This window comes from Paenibacillus sp. B01 (genome assembly GCF_009649995.1).
GTDB classification, from domain to species: Bacteria; Bacillota; Bacilli; order Paenibacillales; family Paenibacillaceae; genus Paenibacillus_O; species Paenibacillus_O pasadenensis.
The window spans coordinates 1,877,509-1,903,523 of sequence record NZ_CP045802.1; the positions used below are offsets into that span (position 1 = coordinate 1,877,509).

Sequence of the window (26,015 nt, forward strand, 5' to 3'; positions counted from 1 at the left end):
GTTCAAGGGTGAATGAACAACCTTGCAACGCCTTCAGGCGCTGCAGGGTTGTTTTTTCTTGATATGGCGCGTTTCGATTGCCATGCGAAAAGGAAAACGATCTTTCCGGTATACAAAAAAAGCGATGTATAAAGATGGATTTTTATTCATATTCGTCGTTTTTCTTTGACTAGTGATATTTTTCTTTACATAACCTCAACGAATATTTTATGATTTCTATGATTTTCGATTTTCCACTGTTGGTATAATGTCGAGGCAAGAAACAAAAAGGGAGGACTCATCACTTTATGAGATGGAAGCCGAAATGGAACAAACCGACCGCTTCCGTGCTGGCGGCATCCGTGCTGTCCGCGCAGGTTCTTGGCGGAGCCGTGCTGTTCACGGGAACGGCGGAGGCGGCTGCTGACGCGACGATCGATCTTCGCGTCTTGAGCACGACGGACATTCATACGAACGTCTACGGCTGGGATTATTTCAAAAACGCCGATTCGATCACGGTCGGACTGGACCGCGCCGCGACGCTGATCAATGAGAACCGCAATGGAAATACGCTGCTCGTGGACAATGGAGACTTGATTCAAGGCACGCCGTTTGGCACCTATATGGCCAAGCATTCGGACTTGAAGACGAATCCTCAGGCCATCCATCCGATGATGGCGGTCATGAACTATCTCAAGTACGATGCGGCAACGTTCGGCAATCATGAGTTCAACTACGGCCTCGACTTCCTCGACCGCACGGTGGCTGAAGGCGTCTACAAGAATCTCCCGGGCGCAGCCTTCCCTTACGTCAATGCCAACATCTACAAAGTTGACGGCGACAACGACAAATCCAACGATGAAAATGCCTTCGAGCCTTATGTCATCCTGGAAAAGAAAGTAAAAGACTCTAATAACAACGAGCAGACGATCAAGGTCGGCCTGATCGGCCTCGTCACGCCGCAGATCATGGAGTGGGACAAGGTCAACCTCGAAGGCAAGGTCTATACGGAAGACATCAGCACGACGGCGGCGAAATTCGCTCCGATCGTACGCGCGGCAGGCGCGGATGTCGTCATCGCCCTGGCGCATACGGGCTTCGATGCGACAGCTCCGGAAGGCGAAGGCGAAGAGAACGCGGTCAATGCCCTGACGAAAGTTCCCGGCATCGACGCCGTCACGTTCTCTCACTCCCATAAAGTATTCCCGGCGGCGACGGAAGCGGCGCTCGACGCCAGCTTCAAGGATCCGAGCACGGGCAAGCCTTTCAACACGGCTGCGGTCAAGGTTGACAACGTCAACGGCCATATCAACGGCACGCCTGCCGTGCAAGCCGGCTACGGCGGCAACAACATCGGCCTGATCGACCTCAAAGTCGTGCAGAGCGGCGGCAAATGGGTCGTCGACAAAGCGGCTTCCAAGACTTCGACGAAGTCGATCTTCAAAACGGTCGACAAGGTGAACTCCTCGACTGTTGCTCCTGACCTTCAGGTACAACAGCTCGCAGCGGCCGCCCACAACGCGACCATCGCCTACACAGGCGCGAAGCTCGGCACGACAAGCGCCGCGATGAACAGCTTCTTCGCGATGGTGCAGGACGATCCGACGGTCCAGGCCGTGACGGACGCTCAAAAATGGTACGTCCAGAACTACCTGACCGTGAACGACTCCGTCTACAAGGATCTGCCGATCCTGAGCGTCGGCGCGCCGTTCAAGGCGGGACGCAACGGTCCGGATGAATATACGGACATCGCTGCCGGCGATCTGACGATCCGCAGCGCGAGCGACCTGTATCTGTACGACAACACGCTCAAGGCGATCAAGGTCAAAGGCTCGGTCGTCAAGGAATGGCTGGAGATGAGCGCAGGCGCGTTCAACACGATCAGCCCCCGCAAGACGACGGCCCAGTCGCTGCTGAACCCGGCCTTCGCCGTGTACAACTTTGACGTCATCGACGGCGTGAACTACAAGTACGACGTCACCAAGCCGGCCAAGTACGACCCGAACGGCAAGCCGCTCAACCCGGGCTCCAGCCGCGTCACTGAACTGACGTACAACGGCCAGCCGCTTGACCCGAACCAGGACTTCATCGTCGTCACGAACAATTACCGCGCAAGCGGCGGCGGCAACTTCCCTGGCGTCAAAGGCGCTCAGCTGATCGTCGACTCCCAGGACGAGAACCGCCAGGTGCTGATGGACTATATCGTCGAAAAAGGAACGATCAATCCGACGGCAGACGGCAACTGGTCGCTGCAGCCGATCGAGGGCAACGTCAATGTGACGTTCACTTCGACGCCTAAAGCGGCAACTGCCCTGAGCCAGGGCATTACCTACACGGAAACGAACAATGACAAAGGCTTCGGCATCTTCAAGCTGGAGAAGCTGAAGAAGCCGTTCGTGCAGGCGACTTCCGACGTGGAGGTCCACCTGCTCGGCATCAATGACCTGCACGGCCAGCTGGATACCGAATCTCTGGTCAGCAGCAAGCCTGCGGGCACGGCCGCCATCCTGGCGACCTACCTCAAGGAAGCCCGCGCGAAATACGCGGCGGAAGGCAAGCCGACGATTCTGTTCCATAACGGCGACTCCGTCGGCGCATCCGCTCCGGTATCGTCGCTGGAGCGCGACAAGCCGACGCTGGAATGGCTGAACATGATGCAATTCGACATCGGCTCTCTGGGCAACCATGAGTTCGACCAAGGCGTCGACGCTCTGAAGGCGCAGCTGTATGGCGGCCAAGATCCGAAGAATAAAAATGTCGTGCATGGCGGCGTCGACTTCGACTACGTCAACGGCAACGTCATCGTCACGGAAACGGGCAAGACGCTGATCGAGCCTTACGTCGTGAAAGAAGTCGGCGGCGTCAAGATCGGCTTCATCGGCCTCGTTACGAAATCTACGCCGAACAAGGTCGCTCCGTCCGGAACGGAAGGCGTGCGCTTCATGGAAGCATCCGAGGAAGTAAAAGCAGTCAACGCCTATGCCAAAGCGCTGCAAGACCAAGGCGTACAGACGATCGTCGTGCTGGCGCATGATCCGGCCAAAACGACCTTTGTGGACGGGAAGGCGACCGTGACGGTCGGAGAAGCCGTCGATCTGGCGAAGGCGCTGCCGGCCGACTCCCCGATCGACGTCATCGTCGCCGGCGACGACCATGCTCTCGCCAACCAGGAAGTCAACGGCAAGCTGATCGTCCAAGCTTATTCCTACGGTACGGCGTACGAAGACATCAAGCTCGTCATCGATGCCAAGACGGGCGATGTCAAAGAAAAATCCGCTGTCGTCTCGACAACGTTCCACGCCGGCAAGACGCCGGATGCGGATACGGTCGCGCTCGTCAATAAATACCTGGATCTGCATCCGGAGCTGACCAAGCCGGTCGGCACGACGGACGGCTCCATCGTCCGTACGGACGCGTACAACAATGAAGCGCCGCTGGGCAACCTGATCGCAGACGCCATGCGCCACGCCGACTTCGGCGACGGCAAGAGCGCAGCGGACTTCGCCTTCATGAATCCGGGCGGCATCCGCGCCGACCTGCCGAAAGGCGACGTGAAGTTCGGCGACCTGGCGAAAGTCCAGCCGTTCGGCAATACGCTCGTCAAGCTGACGCTTACGGGCGCTCAAGTGAAGAAGCTGCTGGAGCAGCAATGGGGTACGAACCAGGACGGCTCCGCCAATACGAAGACGCTGCAGATTTCCGGCCTCAAGTATACGGCTCTGATGTACAAGCCTGTCGCCGAGCGAGTCGATAGCCTGACTCTGACGGACGGCACGCCGATCGAGGACGGCAAGGAATATACGGCTGTCGTCAACAACTTCATGGCTGCCGGCGGCGACAACTACAAAGTGCTGACCGAAGCCAAATCGTCTGTACCGGGTCCAATCGACCTGGACGAGTTCTACAACTATATCGTGAAGACATTCAAAGGCGGCCAAATCACCGCCAAGATCGAAGGACGCATCACGAACGTGAAGGAAGCGACTTCGACGCCGACGCCATGGAATCCGTCCGCGACGCCGACGCCTACGGCAAGCCCGTCCGCTTCTCCAAGCGCGACGCCGGCTCCGAGCGCGACGCCGGCACCATCGGCTACGCCTGCACCTAGCGCGGCTCCTGAGTTCGGCGATATCGCCAAGTACACTTGGGCTGTCGCTGCGATCCAGAAGCTGGCTGCTCTGGGCATCATCAACGGCATGGGCGACGGCAAGTTCGCTCCAGCCGAAGAAGTGACGCGCGCTCAGTTCATCGCGATGATCGCACGCGCTCTGCAGCTTGACCTTACCTCCTCCTCGACGTCCTTCAACGACGTCAAGTCGGATGCATGGTACGGCAGCTACATCGCCGCGGCCGTCCAGGCCGGCCTCGTTCAAGGCAGCGGCAACGGCAAGTTCGAGCCGAACCGCGACATTACCCGCGAGGAGATGGCGATCATGGTCGCCAATGCCCTCAAGTATGCGGGCAAAGAGCAGCCGGTCGACAAGGACGCTCTGTCCGCATTCAAAGACAAGGCGAAAATCGGCTCTTACGCTCAGAACGCTGTCGCTCAGCTGGTTAAATCCGGCATCCTGAACGGCATGGGCGATGGAACCTTCGCGCCGAAAGGCATGGCAACCCGCGCTCAAGCGGCCGTCATCCTCGACCGCGTGCTGGGTCAAGTCTCCTAATCGAGCTTCATTCCGCAACAAAAAAAGCTCCGTCCCCCTTCGGGTGGGACGGAGCTTTTTTTGTCTGCTGTCCGGCGAGCCGGACCAGTCCAGGGAGCGCGACTCGCCGCATTCCGGCAAAGCAGCGGAGGCGGGCTACTGCCGCTCTCCGAGCCGAGCCTGCCGCTCCGAGCCGAGCGTGCTGCTCCGCGAGCCGAGCGTGCTGCTCTCCGAGCTGCGCCTGCTACTCCGCGGGCTGCGGCTGTCCGTCTCCATCCGGCGCGTAGCGCCGCATCAGCGCAGCCGTCTCGTGGTCGAACGGACAGCCGCGCCGCTCGAGCTGGCCTGCTACGGCTTCCCGCTTGGGCTCGGTCAGGTTCTGGCCGAACTTGAACTTGGCGCTGATGTGCTCGACATTCAGGCGGATGACCGCCACGCCCTTCAGATTGCCCCGATAGCGCGCGTCGTCCGCTCGGATCGGCTCATGCCCGCCTTCCGGCTGGAGCTTGGCCATCATCGCCTGCAGCGCATCCGCCTTCTCTTCCAGATCCTCGACAAGCGACGCCGTGCCCCGCAGCAGGACGGACTTGAAATAGGCTGTCGCCGGGCAAGCGAGCTCCGGATCCTCAAAGTAAGACGGGATCAGCGCATATTCCCGGGCGACGCAAAAGGAGACCTGCTCGTTTGCCTTCAGGCTCTTGATTTTTTCGCCGGCGCGGCTGCCGTGGAAGTAGAGCGAGCCGTTCCGGTACACAAAGTTCAGCGGCGTAATGCCGGGCGTTCCGTCGGGACGGACCGACGCCAGGAACCCGAAGCTCATCTCCTGCAAGAAGGCTTCCAGCTCCGCCTGGTCGCGGCTTTGATCGAATTCTTTTCTTCTCATCTTGTCTCTTCCTCTCCCGGCAGCGGTGAATTTCCTCTGCCCTCTGCTGCTAAAGGTAAGGGAAAAGTGGCAAATGGAAAAGATCCGGTTTATAGTAAATTCATTAGACCACTTTGCCGCGGGAAGGATGAGGCGCATGGAACCGAGGCTTGCCTACGAGCGGCTGCTGGAAGAAGGAAGAAGCAAGCGCGAGGCTCTGTATGAATCGCTGAAGGCGCAGATTCTGGACGGAGGATCGGCCAGCGGCGAACGTCTGCCTAGCACGCGCCGCATGGCGGAGCTGTACGGCCTCTCCCGCGGCACGGTCAGCCAGGTGTACGACATGCTGCGGGCGGAAGGTTATGTGGATGCCGAGCAAGGCAGCGGCACCTATGCCGCCTACGAGGCCGGCGTCCTGCGGCAAGGCCAGGAGCGCGAGCAGGAGCCGATCGGGCCGCAAGCCCGCTCATGCGGCAGCGATTGGTTCAAGCGGCTCGAGGCGGCTTCGCCGGCCGCTTTGCCCGATGCGGCGGACAGCCTCGAGGCTGCCGCGCAGCGGTTCGCGTCGGGCCGGACGGACTTTCGGCTGTTCCCGGCCGGCGAATGGAAGCAGGCGCTCTATGCGGCGGTCCGACAGTCGCTGGAGCGGCCGCTGGAGGATGGAGGCCGTGAGCTGGCGCCGGCGGGCAGCCCGGAGCTGAGGGAGGCGATCGCGGCGCTGCTGAGGCGTGAGCGGGGCATCCATGCGGATCCGGCGAACATCGTCGTGACGAGCGGCTCCAAGCAGGCGCTGGCGCTGCTGCTGCAGACGCTGATCGGTCCGGGAGAGCGCTTCGTCATGGAGAATCCGGGGTATGGCGGCATCCGGGAAGCGGCGCTCGCGGCCGGCGCGGAGGTGCTGGGCGCAAAGGTCGACGAGCTCGGAATCGTGCCGGATGATTGGGACGCGGCGCTGGCCGCCGTGACGCCGAACCGCCAGTTCCCGACCGGCGCAGTGCTGCCCGCTTCGCGGCGAGCGGAGCTGCTGGCCTGGGCCGAGCGAAGAGGGGCGCTGCTGCTGGAGGACGACTACGACGGCGAGTTCCGCTACACCGGCAGGCCGGGCGAGCCGCTCAAGGCGATGGACGCCCAGGGGCGCGTCGTCTATCTCGGCAGCTTTTCCAGGACCATGTACAGCGGGCTGCGGATCGGCTACGCGGTCGCGCCTCCGTGGCTCGTGTCGCGGCTCGTCCGCGCCAAGTCGTTCTACGAGCCGTATTCGTCCGGGCAGCTCGAGCAGCTCGCGCTGGCGCGCTTTCTTCAGGAAGGACGCTACGCCCGCCATCTGGGGCGCATCCGCAGGCAGTACCGGCGGAGGCTGTCGGCGCTGCACGCAGGGCTGGCGTCGCTGTCGGGGCAGCCGTTCCGCTGGTCGCCGGCTCATGCCGGGTTGCATCAGTATGCGGCGTGGACGGCGGGAGAGGATCGCTACGAGCGGCTGCTGCGGCTGGCGCAGGAGCGGAAGATCGGATGGAGCGACGGCCGCAAGTACTGGACTGCGCAGCCGGGCGAGACGAAGCGTCCCGAGCCGGGCGCTTTGTTCGGCTTCGCCCATTTGACGGAGGAGGAGATCGGGGAGGGCATGAAGCGGCTGGCGGAGGCGTGGCGGTCGGCAAAGCGGGAATAAAAAAAACAGCCGGCTCAAGGAGCCAGCTGTCCGAGACGTTCGCCCATGCGGACCTTGAGGCCGACGGCCAGGTCCTCGCGAGGGATGAAGCTGTCGTCCTGGAACAGCAGGACGACGGTGGAGCCGAACTCGAAGTAGGCGAGCTCGTCTCCTTTGACCGCTTTGGAGCGCTGAGGCTCCGCATAGCGGATGCTGCTGACGTTGAGCGCGCCGACTTTGACGATGGCGAGCTCCCGAGAGCCATGGGTCAAATACGTGACGAGGCGTTCGTTGCGGCTGAGCACTCTCTTCATGCGCGTGAGGCCGAACTCGTTGACCGGATAGACACGTCCCGGCAGATGCTCGCGCTCGATGATCGAGCCGTCGACCGGCACATGGATCCGGTGGTAGTCGGTCGGGCTGAGATAAAGCACGATGTAGTAGCCGTCGCGGTAGTTTTCAAGGCGCGGGGAGCCGCCGAGCAGCTCCTCGACCGTATAGTCCTGGCCCTTGATGCCGAGCATCGTGCCGTCCTCGATCGGACCGGCCCCCGTCACGAGCGCGTCGACGGGACTGGCGACAGCGTCGGCTGCCGGATCGATCGTCCGCATGCCGGGCTTCAGGCGCCGGGTGAAAAATTCGTTCAGCGTCGCATAGTCGCGCAGAGCCTTCTCGGCTTCCTCGACGCGTATGCCGTAAGTGCGGGCAAAGCGGGGGATGAAGCCCCGGCTGGCTCGGGATTTGGCAAGCCTGCCCGTCGTGCGGGAGAGCCATTTGCGAGAGCCAAGCTCCGTCAAATGTCGGAAGAACCAGGTCCACATGCCTCCGAAGTCACGTCCTTTCGCGGCCGTCTGCTGCGGAGCAAGGAAAGGCGTTCCTCTCTCTCGCATAGGCCATCCCGACTAGTTTGCCATAATTGAAGAGAAGAATCAATGAGCCTCTCCGGCAAGGTCGGGTGCAAAGCGCGCGAGGCTCTAGGCGCTGCCCCATCTTCTCCAGGCTTGGAGCAGGCAGGACAGCACGAGCAGGCCCGCGAGCGCCCAAGCGAGCGTCGACGAAGAGGAGGCAAGCTCGCTTTTGGTCGCGATGCCGCTCAGCGCCCAGGCCTGGACGAGCCCGAAGAACGGATCGCGGTAGAGGAAGCCGATGACGAGTCCGACGATGGCGGCGGCGAGCATCCCGATCGTCAGCCAGGCCGTGTCGCCGAGGCCGAAGCCATCCCATCCGGCATCGTACAGCAGCACGGTCACGTTGACGATCGTCGCGACCGAAATCCAGCCGAGATAGAGGCTGAACGGCAGCTGCACGAGCAGCGCCTCTCCGGCTGGAGCTTTCGGGCCGCCGGCCCGCTGCGTGCGGTGATAAAGGACGATCAGCGTGACGAGCAGCAGCAGCATGATGACGACGCTGAGGCCGAGCTGCTCGTATTGCCAGGCGACGATCCAGGCGGAGTTGGCCAGCCCGTTCAGCACGAACCACAGGCCGATGCGCTTCACCGATTCGCGCGAGGCGCCGGCGGACGTCCACTGGTAGACGATGAAGCCGGCGAGCAGCGCGTAGATGACGCTCCAGATCGAGAATACATAGCCCGGAGGCGTGATGAGCACGGGATATTGGTCCGACAGCTCGCTGGTCGTCTTGCCGCCGAGCGGCAGCAGCGTCGCCAGCGCGTTCATGACGATCATCAGGATGTAGGCGGCCGTGTTGGCGGCGCGCAGCCAGACGGGGGTGGCGGCGCTGCGGGCAGAGATGGCGTTCATGGACATCCTCCTTGTAGCCGATGCTTCCATCGACATCGTTTTTTTAACTGTCGGGTATATATTCACCGAAGAGGGCATGGATCAACCAGCCCAGTCGGACCTCGGTCGCGCTAGAGCTAGCGCTGCTCTCGGCGCAGACTCGCAGCGGCGGCTGTCCCTCCATGACGCTTGACCCTCACGCGTCCGCGTCCGCTCGAATAGCTTAATCTAGCTGACATCTATCGAATGGAGATAGAGCAAGGAGAGAGGTTCGTGTCGAAGCAGAAGGTCGCGTTCGTGACGCCGGGGTCGTTCCCGATCCCCTCGGCAGGCAGCAGCTCGGTCGAGCGCGTCGTGGAGAAAATGGTGCCGTGGCTCGCGGCCGACGTCGAGCCGGTCATCTACGGCCGCAGCGCGAAAGGGCTGGCCCGCATCGGGAAGGTCGGCGGCGTCCGCTGCGTCCGCTATCCGGCGCAGGACAAGGGCGCTTACGTGCGGGCGGTAAGCGCCTCGGCGCGCCGGCTCGGACCGGATCTGATCGAGGTGGAGAACCGGCCGGGCTACGTGCTGACGCTCGGCAGGCGGCATCCGGCGACACGGATCTGGCTGAACCTGCACTCGACCTCGTTCATCGGCGCGGACGCGATAGCCCGGGAGCGGCTTCGCGCAAGCTTCCGCAGAGCGGAGCGCATCATCGTCAACAGCGAGTTCCTGCGGGACGAGGTGGTGCGCCGCGTGCCGGAGGCGGCGGCCAAGGTGCGCGTCGTGCACATCGGCGTCGATGCGGAGCGCTTCCTGTCGCGCTGGGAGCCGGAGGGAGCGGCGCGGCGCGAGCGGCTGCGGCAGGCACGGGGCTGGCAAGGGCGGGACGTCGTGCTGTTCATGGGAAGGGTCATCCCGCTCAAAGGCGTCCATCACCTGCTGCGGGTGCTGCCCCGCCTAATCGCCGAGCATCCGAGCGTGCTGCTTGTCGTCGTCGGCAGCCCGTTCTACGGCTCGCATCGGACGACTCGCTACAGCCGCATGCTGCAGCGGCTCGGGCGCCGCCTGCGCGGGCATGTGCAGTTCGTGCCGTACGTGCCGCATGATGCGGTGCCCGACTGGTTCCTGGCGGCGGATATGGCCGCCGTGCCTTCCGGCGCGCGCGAGGCGTTCGGCCTCGTCAATGTCGAGGCAATGGCCAGCGGCATCCCCGTCGTCGCCTCGCGCGCGGGCGGGATGCGCGAGATCGTCGTCGACGGCGAGACGGGGTATCTCGCCGATCCGGCGCGGATCGAGCAGGAGCTGGGCGACCGGCTGCTCGAGCTGCTGCGCGATGGCCATCTGCGGGAGCGGATGGGCCGAGCGAGCCGGGCGCGGGTGGAGCAGAGCTTCACCTGGCAGGCGACGGCCCGGCGCTGGCTGGAGGTGCTGGCCGAAACGGCGAAGCGGCCCTGAGCGAGCGGGGAGCGAGGCGGCCGCAACGGCTGAACGCGAAGCCGCGGACCAGGGCGGAACGGGTTGTACCGTTACAGCATACCGCCGGCAAGGCAAAAAAAGACCGCATCTCCTTCATTCGGAGATGCGGTCTTTGGCGTCCAAGCCTTTGCGCCTGCGGCTGTTAGTTGCCGGCGCGGATGTTCTTCACCGTTCTTTTTTCAAGGGAGAAATCCGAATAAATCCGATCCCCGCCAGATCCGGTCGGGCACTGAGGCAGCAGGCCGACCTTCACGGTCTCCTCCACGGGCAGGCTGAAATACCTCATCATGAAAAACCGGATGCCGTCGAGCGAATAATGAAACGCGAAGGATGGGCCGGTGCGGGCCACCTGCAGCCAGACGGAGTTCCCCTCGATGTCGCAGCCGTTCGCATCGTCCGATATCGAATTCGTGACGACGCTGACGACGGCATGCGTGCCGAAGTCCGTCAGCTCGAAGCAGGCCTTCGCCCAAACGTCCAGATCCTTCATGACCATGATCGAGGCGGAGTCGTATTGACTTGTAAAGTCATGTTCCACCTTGACGCGCATGACGAAATCACCGGCAACCTCAGTGTAGTAGAAAGGCGCGTTGAGAAGGCTCTCGGGCAGCGTTCCTTCTTCCGACTCCGTGCCATGGGGACAAAAGAAGTCGGTTTTTTCCGGCGCATGCAGGATGATCCGGTCCGAATTGAATTGAACGCGGCTTTCATTCAGCCAGCTGAACGTCTCTAAAGCGGATTGGTTCAACGAAATCCCTCCTTGTATAGATTTATATTAACAGGAATTTTTATCTAGGACGAGGCCGGAATTTGGATAATTTCGGAAGGCGGGAGGAAAACAATTCTGATCACGGAATCGTCATGGAAAAGAAGGCGAGCTTGGGAGGGAATCGGAATGGTTAGAGCGATTGTATTTGACGTGGACGGTACTCTGATCGATACGGAGGATGCCGTGCTGAAGTCTCTTCAGCAGGCTCTTCTTGAGGTTCAAGGCCGGTCTCGTTCCCTTGACGAGATTCGTTTTGTCCTCGGAATTCCCGGTGCGAGAGCTTTGCCGAAATTAGGCATCGCGCCCGAGGACGTGGATCGGGTGAATGAAAGATGGAATGTCTTCATGAAGGATCATTTTGATTCCATCTCGATTTTTCCGGGAATCATGGACGTGCTGAAGCTGCTCAAGGAAAAAGAAGTATCGACAGGAATCGTGACGTCCAAAACTCGTCAGGAACTGGAGCATGACTTCGTTCCGTTCGGAATGATGGATGATTTGTCTCAAGTCGTGTCCGCCGATGATACGGTCTGAGTCCGTTCGCCGCTTCCTTTCCGGGAGCCGGCTTTTTTGCGCCTCGCGACACCATGACGTCCGAATCGGAAAACAGACCGGCCTGGAGAACATCTTCTGGCCATTCAGCGATCTATTGAAAAAATGTTTGCTCGGGCCTACAATGAATAATCAAGCAAAGCGATCCACAGGCACGGCATCGCGAAGAACGATAAAAATCCTAATCGGAGAGGAAGAATTGGCACGGTGAATCCCACTTTTTCATTAGGCCTTCATGTCGATACGATCTTCATGCTGGAGAAGTTTTATCTGGACCTTAATCTTAGCAGCAATTCCCCGTCCATCCTCATGCAGGAGATTTCAACGAAATATAATATCCCGATCGACAGCTTCGAGGATGAGACGACAAGCCTAACTTCAGCCTACGAAAAGGCTAAAAAAGGGTTTTTGAACGACTACGAAGCTCCTTCATTCGTGTCGGACTTCAATCAATTTTTTTACGTGGAGTCGCCCGCTGATTTCTCTCCTGCTTTCTATTTGTATCTTTTTGCTCAAGCAGGCAACCCATTTTCGGATGGAGAGCAGTTTGACCAGGTAGAACTTGAAAAACGCAAATTCGTCATTTCGCAGGTCATATCGGACGACTTCGATAACTTCAAGCCGCTCAACAGCGTCCACGATATCGTGGAGTACCTGCGCAGGTTCCCGACCTCCAATCACAAACGCTGGATAAGCATCCTCCTCCTCCATTATGCAAAGCAGATCACGGATCAATTGCTTGAGTTGATCGCCAGGGTTGAAGGCGAGTACATGAATCATGAAGAGCTCTACCGTCGTTACTCCGGGATCGACATCCACTCGGACAGTTGCAACCAACTCGTCTCCAGCATTCTTGGCGATACGAAAGACAAAGAAGTGATTCGAATTCCTTCCGTCACTTGTTTTAATGCTGTCAAGCTATTCGATGACGAGTACTCCAACCGCATCTATGTGTTCATTGGGGTCCTGTATGACAGGATAGGCGATCTGATCAAGATGTTCGGCAACAATGACAAATTGATCGTCAGCCAACTTAAGGCGATCGGGGAAAATAACCGGATCGGCATCTTGCGCGAACTGAAGAAGGGGCCGATGTGTGGAAAGGATATCGCTTCTCTATTAAATCTTACTCCGGCGACGGTCTCCCATCATATGAATAACCTGGTCAACGAAGGACTGGTCAATGTATATAAGGATGGAACGCGGATCGACTATAAAGTAAACCACGAAGTCGTCCAAAACCTGCTTGAGTCCCTGAGACGAGTATTCTTCTGAAGCTATATTTCCGCCGGGCGTTTCCTCTGTTTGCAATTCGCGACATCTTATTCATCTGCTTGCTCTCCTTGAATATCGACATTCTACTAGAAGCATCGCAGGATGTTTCTTTTCATGCTCATTTGTTAGACCGTTGTCTAATGATAAATTAGAAACATATTGAACTATAGGGAGGTCGATGCTATACTTTCCTAAACTAAATAGGAGGTGCTGGCACAATGTCTGACGCTAGATGGAAGAGATCATTGTTTTCCCTTTTTGCTCTTCTGCTTCTTCCCTTTCAATCGTTGACTTATGCAAGCCACGTGAGATTATCTGACTCCAAAAGTCTTGTCCTCACAGCGGAACTGAGCAAGCCCGATCTTGATCTTTCTCATTTGGCTGAGCAAGCAGCCAAGATAGAGGGAATGCTCGACCCGAATGAGCAAGTTAAAGTTATTGTCAAGCTGAAGCAGAAGTCGCTGATCGACCAGTACTCCCTGTCAAGCACAGAGCTGTCGCCATCGCAATACATCCAGAGCGATGCAGCGCAGCGAGAGAAGGACTTGATGGCGAACGAGCAGAAAATAGTGAAGAGCGCGATTGCCAGCAAAATCGCCGGCGCCTCGTTCGTCGACTCTGTCCAGTACACAGTCGCTCTGAACGGCTTCTCCGTTGAATTGCCTCGCAAGTCAATTGAAAACGTGATGCGGGTCGAAGGCGTGAGTTCCGTTTTTGAGGTGGCCACTTATGCGCTGCCCGACACGACCGCCTACGTCTCTCCGTCCCTGCAGGATGCCTACAGTTCAGGCATGATCGGCGCTGATCTGGTCCATTCCACCGGCTATACGGGAAAAAACACCGTTGTCGCTATTCTCGACAGCGGGCTGGACACAGAGCATGAAGCCTTCAAAACAATGCCCGATGCTTCGTCGCTGAAGTATTCGAGAGACAAGATTGCCGAGCTCATCAGCGGCAAGGTTCTGCAAGCCTCGAAGCTGGCTGACATTGGCGGCAACAAGACCTATGTCAGCGACAAAGTTCCATTCGCATTCGACTATGCGAACAAGGATACGAATGTTCGCGGCGGGATGGATCACGGCACTCACGTGGCCGGCATTATCGCCGGAAACAATACGGCCAGCCAGACTGACCCCAGCAAGGCTTTCAAGGGAGTCGCTCCAGATGCCCAGCTGATGATGATGAAGGTATTCTCGGATGGGAACGGCTCTACCTCGGATGACATCATCCTCGAAGGCCTTGAGGACGCCATCGCCCTCGGAGCCGACACAATCAATATGAGCCTTGGCGCAGCGGCAGGCTTCCGCTCGACCGGCGATCAGGATATGGACGATGTTTACTCCAGTGTCATCGCCGCCGGCATCAATTTGGACATCGCTGCCGGCAATGACAGCTCGTCTTCGGTCTCCAACACGACCGGCCTCAATCTGAATACGGCCGATAATCCGGACACCGCAATCGTCGGCAGTCCATCCACAGTCCGTTCCGCTCTGTCCGTAGCAAGCTCGGAAAACGTCATGTTCTCGTCCAAATATATGGTTGTCGGCGTAACTGACGCCACATACGGGACTGAAGGCGAAGCGAGCGTCACCTTGGCAACCTACATCGGCGGCGTGAAGATTCCCTATGCCGATGTCGTGAATGCCAATACGAATGCTCAGCTCCCGATTACGAATACGTTCAACGACAAGAAGCTGGACTATGTCGTCTTGGATAAGTTTGGATCCATGGAAGACTATCAGGGCGTGGATGTAAAGGGAAAAGCTGTGGTCATCAATCGGGGTGGCGGCAAGGAGCTTACCTTTGAGCAAAAGGCCGTGAACGCGAAAGCGGCCGGAGCCGTTGCTGTCATTGTCGTGAATAATGAACCCGGAGCGATCGTTACTCCTGCTGTAATGAACAGCAATATCATCCCCCTTGTCGGGGTAGCGCAGAACGCCGGGGAAGTTCTGGCGAATGCAAATCCCATGACGATATACCTCTCCAAAACCAATGAATCCATCATCGAGAACCCAGGCGGTGGATTGATCTCATCCTTCTCGTCGATCGGTCCGTCTCCCGATCTGAAGATCAAGCCGGAGATCACCGCTCCAGGAGGAAATATCTATTCCAGCATGAATGGCAACAAATATCAGCTTATGAGCGGCACGTCCATGGCAACGCCGCATCTGGCCGGCGTATCGGCGTTGATCCGCCAATATTTAAACGAGAATCCGCAGTTCAGCGACCTCAGCTCCGAGGGAAAGGCGAAGCTGATCACCAATCTTGAGATGAGCACGGCGTCTCCAATCAAGAATGCTTCCGGTGACTATTATCCGGTCCGACAGCAAGGTGCCGGACTGGTCAATGTCTTCAAGGCAGTCCATTCTCCCGCTTACCTAACCGTCGACGGGGAGCGCCCCAAGGCAGAGGTGGGCGAGAGCGAGAACGGAATCTATTCGATTCATTTCACGGTGAACAATACGTCGGATCGTACGGTGACCTACGCCGTATATTCAACTGCGCTGACCGGCAAGGTGAAAAGTGGCATCTACCTCGATACGGCTCCGAGAACGCTTCGGACCGAGGAGATCGTCGTCAGCGGCGACCAGACGGTCACCGTTCCGCCGCATGGCAAGAAGGACGTATCCCTAACGCTTGCGCTATCCGATACTGTCAAACAAGAGCTTCAGCAGCAATTCAAAAATGGCATCTATGTGGAAGGCTTCGTCCAGCTAGAGAGCCAGGAAGAGCAGGGAATCAACCTTTCGTTGCCGTTTCTTGGCTATTACGGCGACTGGGATCAGCCGGCGATCTTTGACCTTCCCCCGTATGCCGGAATGCCGATGTCTCCTGCCTACACCGCTCTGATCAATCAAGACATCTATGGTCTGGTAGGACGGCTGCTGGGCGAGAACCAGGCGGCTACTCCCAAAACGTTTACGGACAAGCTGGCCTTCTCCACGGTTCTAGCCGACGGCGGCCGATTATCCTCTCGGATCAGCCTGCTTCGAAATGCGGAGAACATGAACTTCTCCGTAACCAGTGAGGACGGGAAAACCGAATACTGGCACGAAGAATATGGATCTGCCCGCAAAACCTATTTTTACGCCAACGGCGGCAGCTTCACGACGACCTCTCCCAAGAACGCTTGGGATGGGAAAGACAAAAACGGCAAGCCGGTTCCGGAAAATACGAAGCTGAATTACACCATTAAGGCTACGATAGCGGGCGGTACTACGATCCAGAAGCTGGTCCTTCCCTTCACGATCGACAACACTGCCCCCTCGATCACAAGCGCGACGACCTACGCCGAAAATGGCAAGACCTATCTGGAATTGAATGTTGCCGATAATCAGAATATCAAGTATCTCATGTTCACCGACACCTCGGGACATATTTACGCTCTCGACAATTACATTCCGGAGCAAGACGGGTCAGACATCACGGTGAGGGTGGACATCAGCAACCTAGCCGAATACATGCAGGGCAAAGGCTACAATCCTGGAAAAATCGCTATTTATACGTACGATTATGCTTCCAATTACAGTATTGATTATGTCGAATTCGGTCCGCAAACCATTGTCATGGACCCGGCGCAGAGCGTGAAATCGGGTGCCGCCGTCAAGCTTCACGCCACGGTGAAGCCAGATAAATTCAGCAACAATCCGGTCTTCTGGTCCGTGGATGACGAAGCAGTCGGAACGATCGGCCAGGACGGAACATTTGCCGCCAAGTCGAAGGGGATCGCTGTCGTTACCGCTATGACCGGCACTGGCCTCAAAGCGACAACAAAGCTGTATGTCGATACCGAGCTGCCGGATGGGACAGGAATGACAGAGACGGATGAAAATTTAACCCCGCCCAACTATATCAACGACAGCCAGCACGGCAATTTGTCCGTAGCGGGCAATCATGCCCAGATTGTCGCCAATCTGAACGAAGTGTTTCGAGCTGACGGCCTTGATTATCGGGTAACCGGCCATCACGAGGTGCAGCTGATCGCAGATCAGACGGTAGACCCTACATCCTTTGTGGCTCGTTATCCCGACAAAAAGGGAGAAATCATCCTGCCGAAAGCCATCGAGCATGGCGGGGAGGAATACAGCCTTACCTCCATCGGATACCGCGCTTTCTACTTTGCCTCGAATGTAGAGCGTGTCATCGTTCCCGACGGAGTCAAGATCATCGGGGAACAAGCCTTCAACTCTGCCTTCAAGCTGACCAAGGTCATTCTTCCCGATTCCGTAGAGCGAATCGATGACGAGGCTTTCTCCTGGCTGGGCAACGCAGAGATCAACATTCCAAAGAATGTAAAATTCATCGGCCGCTATGCCTTCGCCGGCAATCAGAAGCTGAAGGAAGTCATCCTCAATCCTGGTTTTCAGGAGCTCGGCTATAGCGCGCTTGGGATGACTTCGGTGACCAAGGTGCATCTGCCTGACGGAGTCAAGGGCATTGGAGAAAATGCTTTTATCAACACGTCCAAGTTGAGCGAAATCCGGTTGCCCGGCGACTTGAAACGAATTCCGAGGGCAGCTTTCTACGGCTCCGGAATTACGAGCATTGAGCTGCCGCAAGGGCTTGAAGCTATCGGACCTAGCGCCTTCCAATTATCCAAGCTGACCTCCGTGACCATTCCGTCTACGGTTACCCGAATTGAAGCTTTTGCTTATTCGGATCTCAATGCGAAACTGGCGGATGTCATCATTCCCGATTCCGTGCAGGTAATGGGGGAGAAAGCCTTCAGGGGACTGACCTCCAAATCGATTCTGGTTGGAGCCAACGCCTTGCGGATTGACCGGGATGCCTTCATCGGCGCGAAGACGAATGTGATCGCCGCCAATAAAACGGTGGCACGGCAAATACGCCGTAGCAATTACTCGGCTTCCATTACCGTCGGCGGTTCCGAATTCGCTGATTATGTTCCGGGGCTGTTCCTGGCGGATGGCATCCTCTACCGCCCGACCAGCGACACGACGGCCGAGGTCCAAGCGCTTGACAACAAGACGGTATCGGAGCTGTTCATTCCAGAGCAAGCAACCGACAGCGGAAACAATTTGACGTATACCGTAACCTCTATCGCGGCATTTCTGACCAAGGGCGTTCCGACTTTGACCAAGATCGTGCTTCCGGATACGATTGAAATCATCGGGGAGCGCGCCTTTGATCAGAATCTGTACCTGAAGAGCTTCAACTATCCGAAAAAGCTGAAAGAAGTGGGCTTCCAGGCGCTCGGTTATTCCGGCCAGCAAGAGCCCGGCTATAATGGGGGCGTCGATCTGGAAATTCCCCAATCCATCGAATGGGCTGACGACAGCGGCTTTGCCGGCATCAAAGAAACGGAAATTACGGTTCCTGCCGGTCCGACCTTCGTGAATGAGTATCAGTTCGCCGCTATGAACAACCTGAAGAAAATCGTCATGGGGAACTCGATTACGGCGATCAACCGCGGCGGCTTCTCGGGAGCAAAAGCATTGACTTCGGTCGACCTGCCCGATTCATTGGTCTACATTGGGGATGAGGCTTTCTCCAACAGCGGCTTGACCTCCGTCGCCATCCCGAATTCCGTTCGCTATTTAGGCTCTAGGGCTTTCAATCAAGTCAAGGAAGCCAGACTCGGCGGCTCGGTCGATGCGTTCGGATGGAGAACCTTCTCCAACGATGCGCAGCTCTCCGTTGTCCTGAACTCGCAACGGGAAGACCTTGTCAAGTTCAATACACTGGAGCGGCTCCCGGCTCTGAAATGGGACGGAAGCACGACCATTCCGACTCTGGACAGCTCCATCGTACCGGCAGAAGCAGTGGCGACCATCACGACCGATCGCTCGACGAGAGCTGAGCTTAATCCGAACCACGCTCAGGTTTCCACCTCGATCTATGGCAAGCTGATCGTAGACGGCAGCCTGATCATTCCAGAAGATGAAGTGTTATTCTTGTCCGGCGACCTGGTCGTAAATGGAAAAGTCACGGGTAAAGGAACGATCCGGTATGCCGAAGGGGCAACCTTCGACAAATCCAGAATCGACCCCACGGTTACTGTGATCTCAGATGAGGAAGCCAACAATCCTCATATTCCGACGCCGACGCCATCGCCGACACCGACACCGTCATCGACACCGTCATCAACACCGACGCCGTCACCGGCTCCGTCCGATCCGGGCATTCCGACGGCCTCGCCGGCTCCAAGCGTGCAACCGTCTCCGGTCATTTCGAATACAGAACATGCAATCAGAAGCACCGAAACCGTTCAGGACGGCATGATGATGGTCACCGTCACGGACGCCGATCTGACGGCAGCCATTGCTTCCGCTGGAAATTCCATTGAATCCTTGGTTATCTCGACCAACAAGGAGCAGGCCAAGCTTGTATTGACAGGCCGGCAAGTCGAACTGCTCTCAGCCTTGCCGAAGAAGAGCACGGTTGTCTTCAGCGCTGGCGGATCGTCCGTTGTTCTGCCGCTGTCTCTGATGAGCCTCGCTCCCTCCAATTCCAGTCTCGAATTGGAAATCAAGCCGGCTGCTGATTCCAGCGCTTTCGTCACTGCTTTAGGAAATGGCAAACTAATCGGCCAACCCGTCTCATTTGAGGCCGACTGGACAACTGCAGCCGGTCGCAAGCCCGTGGACATCCCGAACCATCTATTCATCACCCGAACCTTCACTGTACCCGGCAGCTTCGAGCTTGACGAGGCAGGAGTGCTGTATGAAGAAGACGGTGCCGTCTCTCCCGTAGCTTCCATCTTGAGCAAGCAAGCGGACGGCACGACGAAGGTGACCGTCAGCCGCCCTGGCTTCTCGGTGTACGCCTTGGCGACTCGTACCGTGAACTTTACTGATCTTGACGACTCTGCCGCCGCTCGCGTGATCGAGGCTTTGGCCGGCAAGTGGATCATCAACGGTACATCAGCGACGACTTATTCGCCCGATGCCAGCCTGAGCCGCGCCGAATTCACCGCCCTGCTCGTCCGGGCACTCGGTCTGAAGTCAACGGCGCTCGCTTCTTTCACCGATGTAAAAAAAGGCGACTGGTTTGCTGCCGACGTGGCGGCGGCCAGCGAAGCGGGGTTGATCCAAGGCATCGGCAAGGGGAAATTCGCGCCAAATGACAAAGTCTCCCGTCAGGATCTGGCTGTTATCCTGGAGCGGGCATTGAAGCTTGCCGGCATCGAGTTGACGACCGATCAAACGGTCGCTTACACAGACCTGGCACATGCGGCCGCTTATGCCAGAGAAAGCATCCAGAAGCTTACGGACGCGGGCGTCTTGAACGGTTACTTGCTTTCGGGCAAGACCTATTATCAGCCCAACGCCCCGGCTGACCGTGAATTCGCCGCCGTAGCCCTGTACCAATGGCTCCTTAAGGCCAAGCTGATGAACGGATTAGATTTGAGCTAGTTTGAAATACCAATAGATTAGAAACTTAAGTTTAAAACCACATGCGAGAACACTCCTTGTGGTTTTTTTTATTATTTGTAGAATGAAAAGTTCGAACTTGACGACACCTGAAAAGACAGCGTATAGTCAAAACCAAGATATCCACTAGGGGCGCCCGCGAGGGCTGAGATAAAGCGAAGCTTTGGTCCCTTTGAACCTGATCTGGGTCATGCCAGCGTAGGAAAGTGGTCGAATCGCGCAACGTTTGTATCGGTCTGCGTCCATTCGCCGCTTCCTGTCCGGGAGGCGGCTTTTTTGCGCCTCGCCAAGCGGATGGGAAGGAGGCGACGACGTTCGGATAAGAAGGGGAAAGGCAAAAGAGACAAGGGCGGCACGGTCGGCATGCTACGCCGGCTGCCTTGCGTCGAAGGCGGGGGAAGCACTCCCATCCGGACTGCCCTTGAACCCTTCTCCCGAAGCCCGCCCCAACCTGGAGGCGGTCGCAGACCGAGCCAAGCCCCCTCTGTCCCGGCTCGCCACGAGCCGCCACGGAACGATGCGCGAGCACGGCTTTCTTTGCTCTCTAGCCTCCTAGCGGATATTCCACAACCGCGAGGAGGTTTTTTTCATATGCCCATCCTGACGAAGCCGCTGCCGGGGAGCCGCAAGGCCTACATCGACGGAAAGACGCCGGGCGTGCGCGTGCCGGTGCGCGAGATCGCGCTGACGGACAGCGACATGCGCGGACAGCAGGTGCACAACGAGCCGGTGCGCGTGTACGACTCCAGCGGTCCGTATACGGACGAAAGCTATGTCGCGGACATCCGGCGCGGCTTGCCCGCCTTGCGAGAGCGCTGGATCGCGGAGCGAGCCGACACGGAAGCCTACGACGGCCGCGAGGTGCGTCCGGAGGACAACGGCTTTACAGATGCGGAGAAGGCGGCGGCAAAAGGCGCGGAGCGGTTCCCGCCGACCGGCCGCAAGCCGCTGCGGGCGAAGCCCGGCCGCAACGTGACGCAGCTGCATTACGCGCGGCGCGGCATCGTGACGCCGGAGATGGAGTTCATCGCCCTCCGGGAGGGCATGGAGCCGGAGTTCGTGCGCAGCGAGGTGGCCGCCGGCCGCGCGATCATTCCCGCCAACATCAACCACCCGGAGATCGAGCCGATGATCATCGGGCGGCATTTTCATGTGAAGATCAACGCCAACATCGGCAACTCCGCCGTCGCCTCCTCGATCGAGGAGGAGGTCGAGAAGATGACGTGGGCGACGCGCTGGGGCGCGGACACGATCATGGACCTGTCCACCGGCAAGAACATCCATACGACCCGCGAATGGATCGTGCGCAACTCGCCCGTCCCGGTCGGCACGGTGCCGATCTATCAAGCGCTGGAGAAGGTGAACGGCAAGGCGGAGGACCTCAGCTGGGAGGTGTTCCGCGACACGCTGATCGAGCAGGCCGAGCAGGGCGTCGACTACTTCACGATCCATGCGGGCGTGCTGCTGCGCTACGTGCCGCTGACGGCGAAGCGCGTGACGGGCATCGTCAGCCGCGGGGGCTCGATCCTGGCGGCGTGGTGCCTCGCGCATCATCGGGAGAACTTCCTGTATACGCATTTCGAGGAGATCTGCGAGATCATGAAGGCGTACGACGTCAGCTTCTCGCTCGGCGACGGCCTTCGTCCCGGCTCGATCGCCGACGCCAACGACGAAGCGCAGTTCGCGGAGCTGGACACGCTCGGCGAGCTGACGAAGATCGCCTGGAAGCATGACGTGCAGGTGATGATCGAGGGCCCCGGCCATGTTCCGATGCATCTCATCAAGGAGAACATGGACCGCCAGCTCGCGGTGTGCGACGAGGCGCCTTTTTACACCCTTGGTCCGCTGACGACGGACATCGCGCCGGGATACGACCATATCACGAGCGCGATCGGGGCGGCGATGATCGGCTGGTTCGGGACGGCGATGCTGTGCTACGTGACGCCGAAGGAGCATCTGGGCCTGCCGAACAAGGAGGATGTGAAGGAGGGCGTCATCACCTACAAGATTGCTGCCCACGCGGCCGATCTGGCCAAGGGCCATCCGCGCGCGAGGCTGCGCGACGACGCGCTGTCCAAGGCGCGCTTCGAGTTCCGCTGGCGCGACCAGTTCCATCTGTCGCTCGATCCCGAGCGGGCGATGAGCTATCACGACGAGACGCTGCCCGCCGAGGGCGCGAAGACGGCGCATTTCTGCTCGATGTGCGGACCGAAGTTCTGCAGCATGCGCATCACGCAGGACATCCGCGACTATGCGGAGCGCGAGGGGCTGGAGACAGCGGAGGCGATCGAGGCGGGCATGAAGGAGCAGGCGGACGCCTTCAAGGCGGGCGGCGGCAAGATTTATGCGTGAGGAGAGGCGGACGGAGGGAGAGGCGGTCGCAGGCGGGACCGGTCAGACGGAGGAAGGAACGGTCTTAGGCGAGGTCGGTCGGACGGAGGGAGAGTTGGTCGCAGGCGGGACCGGACGGATGGAGCCAGGAGCGAGAGCAGGGATGGCTGGCGGGATGGAAAAGGTCGGTCGGACGGAGGAAGGAGCGGTCGCAGGGCTGAGCGCGGAGCGGCGCGAGCGCTTCTCGCGGCAGATGCGGTTCGCGCCGATCGGCGAAAAAGGCCAGCTGGCGCTATTCCGCTCCCGCGTGCTGATCGCCGGCGTCGGCTCGCTCGGCTGCGCGCTGGCACAGCATATGGCGCGGGCGGGCGTCGGCTCGATCGTGCTCGCCGACCGCGACTATGTCGAGTGGAGCAATCTGCAGCGGCAGATGCTGTTCGACGAGGAGGATGCGCGGCAGTGCCTGCCCAAGGCGGTCGCGGCGGTGGAAAAGCTGCGTCGCGTCGACAGCGGTCTTGCGGCGGAGGCGGTCGTCGCCGACTTGACGGCGCCGGGCGTGCTGGAGAAGGCGGCTGCCGGCTGCGATCTCGTGCTCGACGGCACGGACAACGCCGAGGTGCGGCTGCGGCTGAGCGACTGGTGCTTCGCGCATGGCGTGCCGCTGCTCTACGGCGGAGTCGCCGGAGCCTCCGGCATGAGCGCGCCGCTCGTGCCCGGCGCGACCTGCTGCCTGCGCTGCCTGATCGGCGGCGAGGAGGAGCAGGAGAGCGGCGAGACATGCGATACGGTCGGCATGCTGTCGCCGGCGGTGGAGCTGGTCGCGGCGCTGCAGGCGGCGGAGGCGCTCAAGTGGCTGAGCGGTAGCCGCAGCGACATGCGGCGCACGCTCGCGACGGCGAGCGTCTGGCCGCTGTCGCTGCGCGAGCTGAAGCTGCCGGGGCCGACCCGGACCTGTCCGGCATGCGGCGAAGCAGGTCAGGCGCAGAGAGGCGGCAGCGGCGCGGGAGAGCTTTCGCGGAGCGGCTCGAGGAAGGCAGAAGCAGCGAGAGAAGCGCGAGGGCCGGCTATGGAGGCGTCATCTGCACGGAGCGAGCCGCAAGCTGCGGCACCGGTCGACGCTGCGTTCAAGCCACGGAAGACGGCTGCGCTGTCGGCCGTCCTGTGCGGGCGGGACACGGTGCAGGTGGAGCTGAGCGAGCCGCAGCCGCTGGACGTTTATCGCCGTCAGCTCGAGGCGGCGGGCTGCGCGGTCATGCGCAATCCGTACCTGCTGCGGGCCGAGCTGCCGGACGAGGGGGCGCGGCTTGTTGTTTTTCCGGATGGCAGGGTGCTCGTGCAAGGAGCAGGAGATCCCGACGAGGCATTGAGAGTATGCGAGCGCTATCTGCCCGTCAGCTGAAGGCAACGAGCGAACGAGAAGTAAAAACGGACCTGGATGTGAGCGTGGCGGAGAGAGGCCGCAAAGGCGCAGGACGCGCGCTGCCGCAGGTTCAGGAAGGGAGTCGGAAGATGAAAAAGCTGGATTTCGGCCTGTATGTCATCACGGGGGAGAACTATCATCCCGGGCGCACGCTGGAGGAGGTCATGCGCGAGGCGCTTCATGGCGGAGCGGACATCGTGCAGCTGAGGCACAAGACGGCGAAGAAGGACGAGCTGCTGGAAAAAGCCCGGCTGCTGCGCCGGCTGACCCGCGAGTACGGCGTGCCGTTCATCGTCAACGATGATCCGGAGCTGGCGCTGGAGGCGGAGGCCGACGGCGTCCATCTCGGTCAGGAGGACGGAGGCTGGCGCGAGGCGCGGGAGCGGCTCGGCCCGGACGCGATCATCGGCATCAGCACGCACAGCCTCGAGCAGGCGCTGGCGGCGGAAGACGCGGGCGCCGACTATATCGGCGTCGGTCCGGTCTTTCCGACCGAGACGAAGCCGGGGCGTCCCGCGGTGACGCTGGAGTACGTCCGCCAAGCGTCGCGCCATGTGCGCATCCCGTGGGTCGCGATCGGCGGCATCGGGCCGCATAACGCGCAGCAGGTGCTGGGTGCCGGAGCGACGCGCCTCTGCGCCGTGTCCGCGATCGTCGGCAGCGCGTCGCCCGCCCAGGCATGCCGCGAGCTCAAGGCGATGATCGCGGCGGCGCGGGGGAGGCGGAACGGGCAGGCTTACGAAGCGGGGAGGGAGCTGGCTGCGGCTCGAGCGGCGGGCGAGACGAATGGTTGGGCTGCCGCGGCGGTCGACATCGTGCTGAACGGCGGTCCGCATCGGACGGCGGCCGGCACGCTGGAGCGGCTCGTGGAGGAGCGCGGCCTGAGCGGCCGCCGCATCGTCGCCGAGGCGGACGGTCAGATCGTGCCGCGCGAGGAGTGGAGCCGCTGCCGGCTGCGGCGCGGCATGGCGGTCGAGCTGGTGCATTTTGTAGGAGGGGGCTGAGCGGATGCGATTCGAATCGAACGCTGCGGATGCGGCGAAGACAGGCAGCGGAAGCGGCGGGCTTGCAGGAGGCACAGGAAATGGGACGGACGTCTGGACGATCGGCGGCAAGACGCTGCGGTCGCGGTTTTTCCTCGGCACGGGCCGGTTCCCGAGCCCGGCGGTCATGCTGCAGGCGCTGCGGGCGAGCGGAGCGGAGGTGGTGACGTTCGCCGTGCGCCGGGTCAACCTCGAGGAGGTGGCCGACGACTCGATCCTGCAGCATCTGGAAGAAGGCGCGCTGACGTATCTGCCCAACACTTCCGGAGCGGGCAACGCGGACGAGGCGGTGCGCATCGCGCGGCTGGCCCGCGCGGCCGGGCTCGGCAATTGGATCAAGGTGGAGATCAGCGCCGACGCGCGCACGCTGCTGCCGGACCCGATCGAGACGCTGCGCGCGACGGAGCGGCTCGCGGCGGAGGGCTTCACGGTGCTGCCGTACACGTCGGACGACCCGATCCTGTGCCGCCGGCTGGCGGAAGCCGGCGCGGCGGCGGTCATGCCGGGCGGAGCGCCGATCGGCACCGGCCTCGGCATCCTGAATCCGTATCTGCTCGGCCTCATCGCGGAGCAGTCGCCGGTGCCGGTCATCGTCGACGCCGGGCTCGGCTCCGCCAAGGACGCCGTGCTCGCGATGGAGCTCGGCGCCTCCGGCGTGCTCGCCAACACGCCGGTCGCCAAAGCCTGCGATCCGGTCGCGATGGCCGAAGCGATGGCGCTGGCGATCCGCGCGGGACGCCTCGCCCGGCTGGCCGGCCGGATTCCGGAGCTGCCGTACGCTTCGGCGAGCAGCGCCGAGGCGGGCAAGCTGTTCACGTTCCGGGACGGAACGGACGCGGGCCAGGCGGCGGCCGCTGCGGGGACGGCCGGGGCAAGCCGCGCCGGGGCCGACGGCGGCGACG

13 protein-coding genes, 1 pseudogene and 1 riboswitch are annotated in these 26,015 nt (G+C 60.1%); of the genes and pseudogenes, 10 read left to right on the top strand and 4 right to left on the bottom strand.

The genetic code is table 11. The features are described from left to right. Positions 1-287 precede the first annotated feature (287 nt). Positions 288-4,646, top strand: a complete 4,359-nt coding sequence (locus GE073_RS08080; RefSeq protein WP_153783202.1) for a bifunctional 2',3'-cyclic-nucleotide 2'-phosphodiesterase/3'-nucleotidase — start codon at positions 288-290, stop codon at positions 4,644-4,646. Between the two features lie 223 nt (positions 4,647-4,869). Here the strand turns inward: GE073_RS08080 and GE073_RS08085 are convergent, their stop codons facing one another. Then, positions 4,870-5,508, bottom strand: a complete 639-nt coding sequence (locus tag GE073_RS08085; RefSeq protein WP_153783203.1) for a pyridoxamine 5'-phosphate oxidase family protein — start codon at positions 5,506-5,508, stop codon at positions 4,870-4,872. Between the two features lie 136 nt (positions 5,509-5,644). Between GE073_RS08085 and GE073_RS08090 the strand changes: the two genes are divergently transcribed. Further along, the gene (locus GE073_RS08090; protein ID WP_194843310.1) at positions 5,645-7,153 is read left to right on the top strand and encodes a MocR-like pyridoxine biosynthesis transcription factor PdxR; all 1,509 of its coding nucleotides are present in this window, start codon (positions 5,645-5,647) and stop codon (positions 7,151-7,153) included. Between the two features lie 14 nt (positions 7,154-7,167). Here the strand turns inward: GE073_RS08090 and asd are convergent, their stop codons facing one another. Continuing rightward, entirely contained in the window at positions 7,168-7,953 is a 786-nt protein-coding gene (gene asd, locus GE073_RS08095; RefSeq protein WP_153783205.1) for an archaetidylserine decarboxylase, read from the bottom strand. Positions 7,954-8,106: 153 nt separating this feature from the next. After that, positions 8,107-8,892: a tryptophan-rich sensory protein gene (locus tag GE073_RS08100; protein ID WP_153783206.1), complete on the bottom strand. Its 786-nt coding sequence runs from the start codon at positions 8,890-8,892 to the stop codon at positions 8,107-8,109. Between the two features lie 252 nt (positions 8,893-9,144). Here GE073_RS08100 and GE073_RS08105 point away from each other — a divergent pair, with 252 nt between their 5' ends. Then, positions 9,145-10,308: a glycosyltransferase family 4 protein gene (locus GE073_RS08105; protein ID WP_194843311.1), complete on the top strand. Its 1,164-nt coding sequence runs from the start codon at positions 9,145-9,147 to the stop codon at positions 10,306-10,308. A 163-nt stretch (positions 10,309-10,471) separates the two neighbouring features. Here the strand turns inward: GE073_RS08105 and GE073_RS08110 are convergent, their stop codons facing one another. Further along, a complete protein-coding gene (locus tag GE073_RS08110; protein ID WP_194843312.1) occupies positions 10,472-11,077 on the bottom strand; it encodes a DUF1349 domain-containing protein in 606 nt (201 codons plus the stop codon). Between the two features lie 147 nt (positions 11,078-11,224). Here GE073_RS08110 and GE073_RS08115 point away from each other — a divergent pair, with 147 nt between their 5' ends. The 7 genes and pseudogenes from GE073_RS08115 to GE073_RS08145 all read left to right on the top strand — a co-directional run. Further along, positions 11,225-11,632, top strand: coding sequence for an HAD hydrolase-like protein (locus GE073_RS08115; protein WP_153783208.1), 408 nt, complete (start codon positions 11,225-11,227; stop codon positions 11,630-11,632). A gap of 225 nt (positions 11,633-11,857) precedes the next feature. Beyond that, positions 11,858-12,925, top strand: a complete 1,068-nt coding sequence (locus tag GE073_RS08120) for an ArsR/SmtB family transcription factor (RefSeq protein ID WP_153783209.1) — start codon at positions 11,858-11,860, stop codon at positions 12,923-12,925. A gap of 218 nt (positions 12,926-13,143) precedes the next feature. Further along, on the top strand, positions 13,144-20,301 hold the full coding sequence (locus tag GE073_RS08125) for a leucine-rich repeat protein (protein WP_153783210.1): 7,158 nt from the start codon (positions 13,144-13,146) through the stop codon (positions 20,299-20,301). 136 nt (positions 20,302-20,437) lie between these two features. Further along, a riboswitch (TPP riboswitch) is annotated at positions 20,438-20,541 on the top strand. Positions 20,542-20,910: 369 nt separating this feature from the next. After that, the gene (gene thiC / locus GE073_RS08130) at positions 20,911-22,671 is read left to right on the top strand and encodes a phosphomethylpyrimidine synthase ThiC (protein WP_101808847.1); all 1,761 of its coding nucleotides are present in this window, start codon (positions 20,911-20,913) and stop codon (positions 22,669-22,671) included. A gap of 154 nt (positions 22,672-22,825) precedes the next feature. After that, on the top strand, positions 22,826-24,049 hold the full coding sequence (locus tag GE073_RS25380; RefSeq protein WP_228551366.1) for a ThiF family adenylyltransferase: 1,224 nt from the start codon (positions 22,826-22,828) through the stop codon (positions 24,047-24,049). 110 nt (positions 24,050-24,159) lie between these two features. After that, complete coding sequence (thiE, locus tag GE073_RS08140) at positions 24,160-25,074, top strand: thiamine phosphate synthase (protein WP_028598130.1); 915 nt, start codon at positions 24,160-24,162, stop codon at positions 25,072-25,074. A 100-nt stretch (positions 25,075-25,174) separates the two neighbouring features. After that, positions 25,175-25,906, top strand: a pseudogene (locus GE073_RS08145) (thiazole synthase); the annotation flags it as partial. Positions 25,907-26,015: the final 109 nt, after the last annotated feature.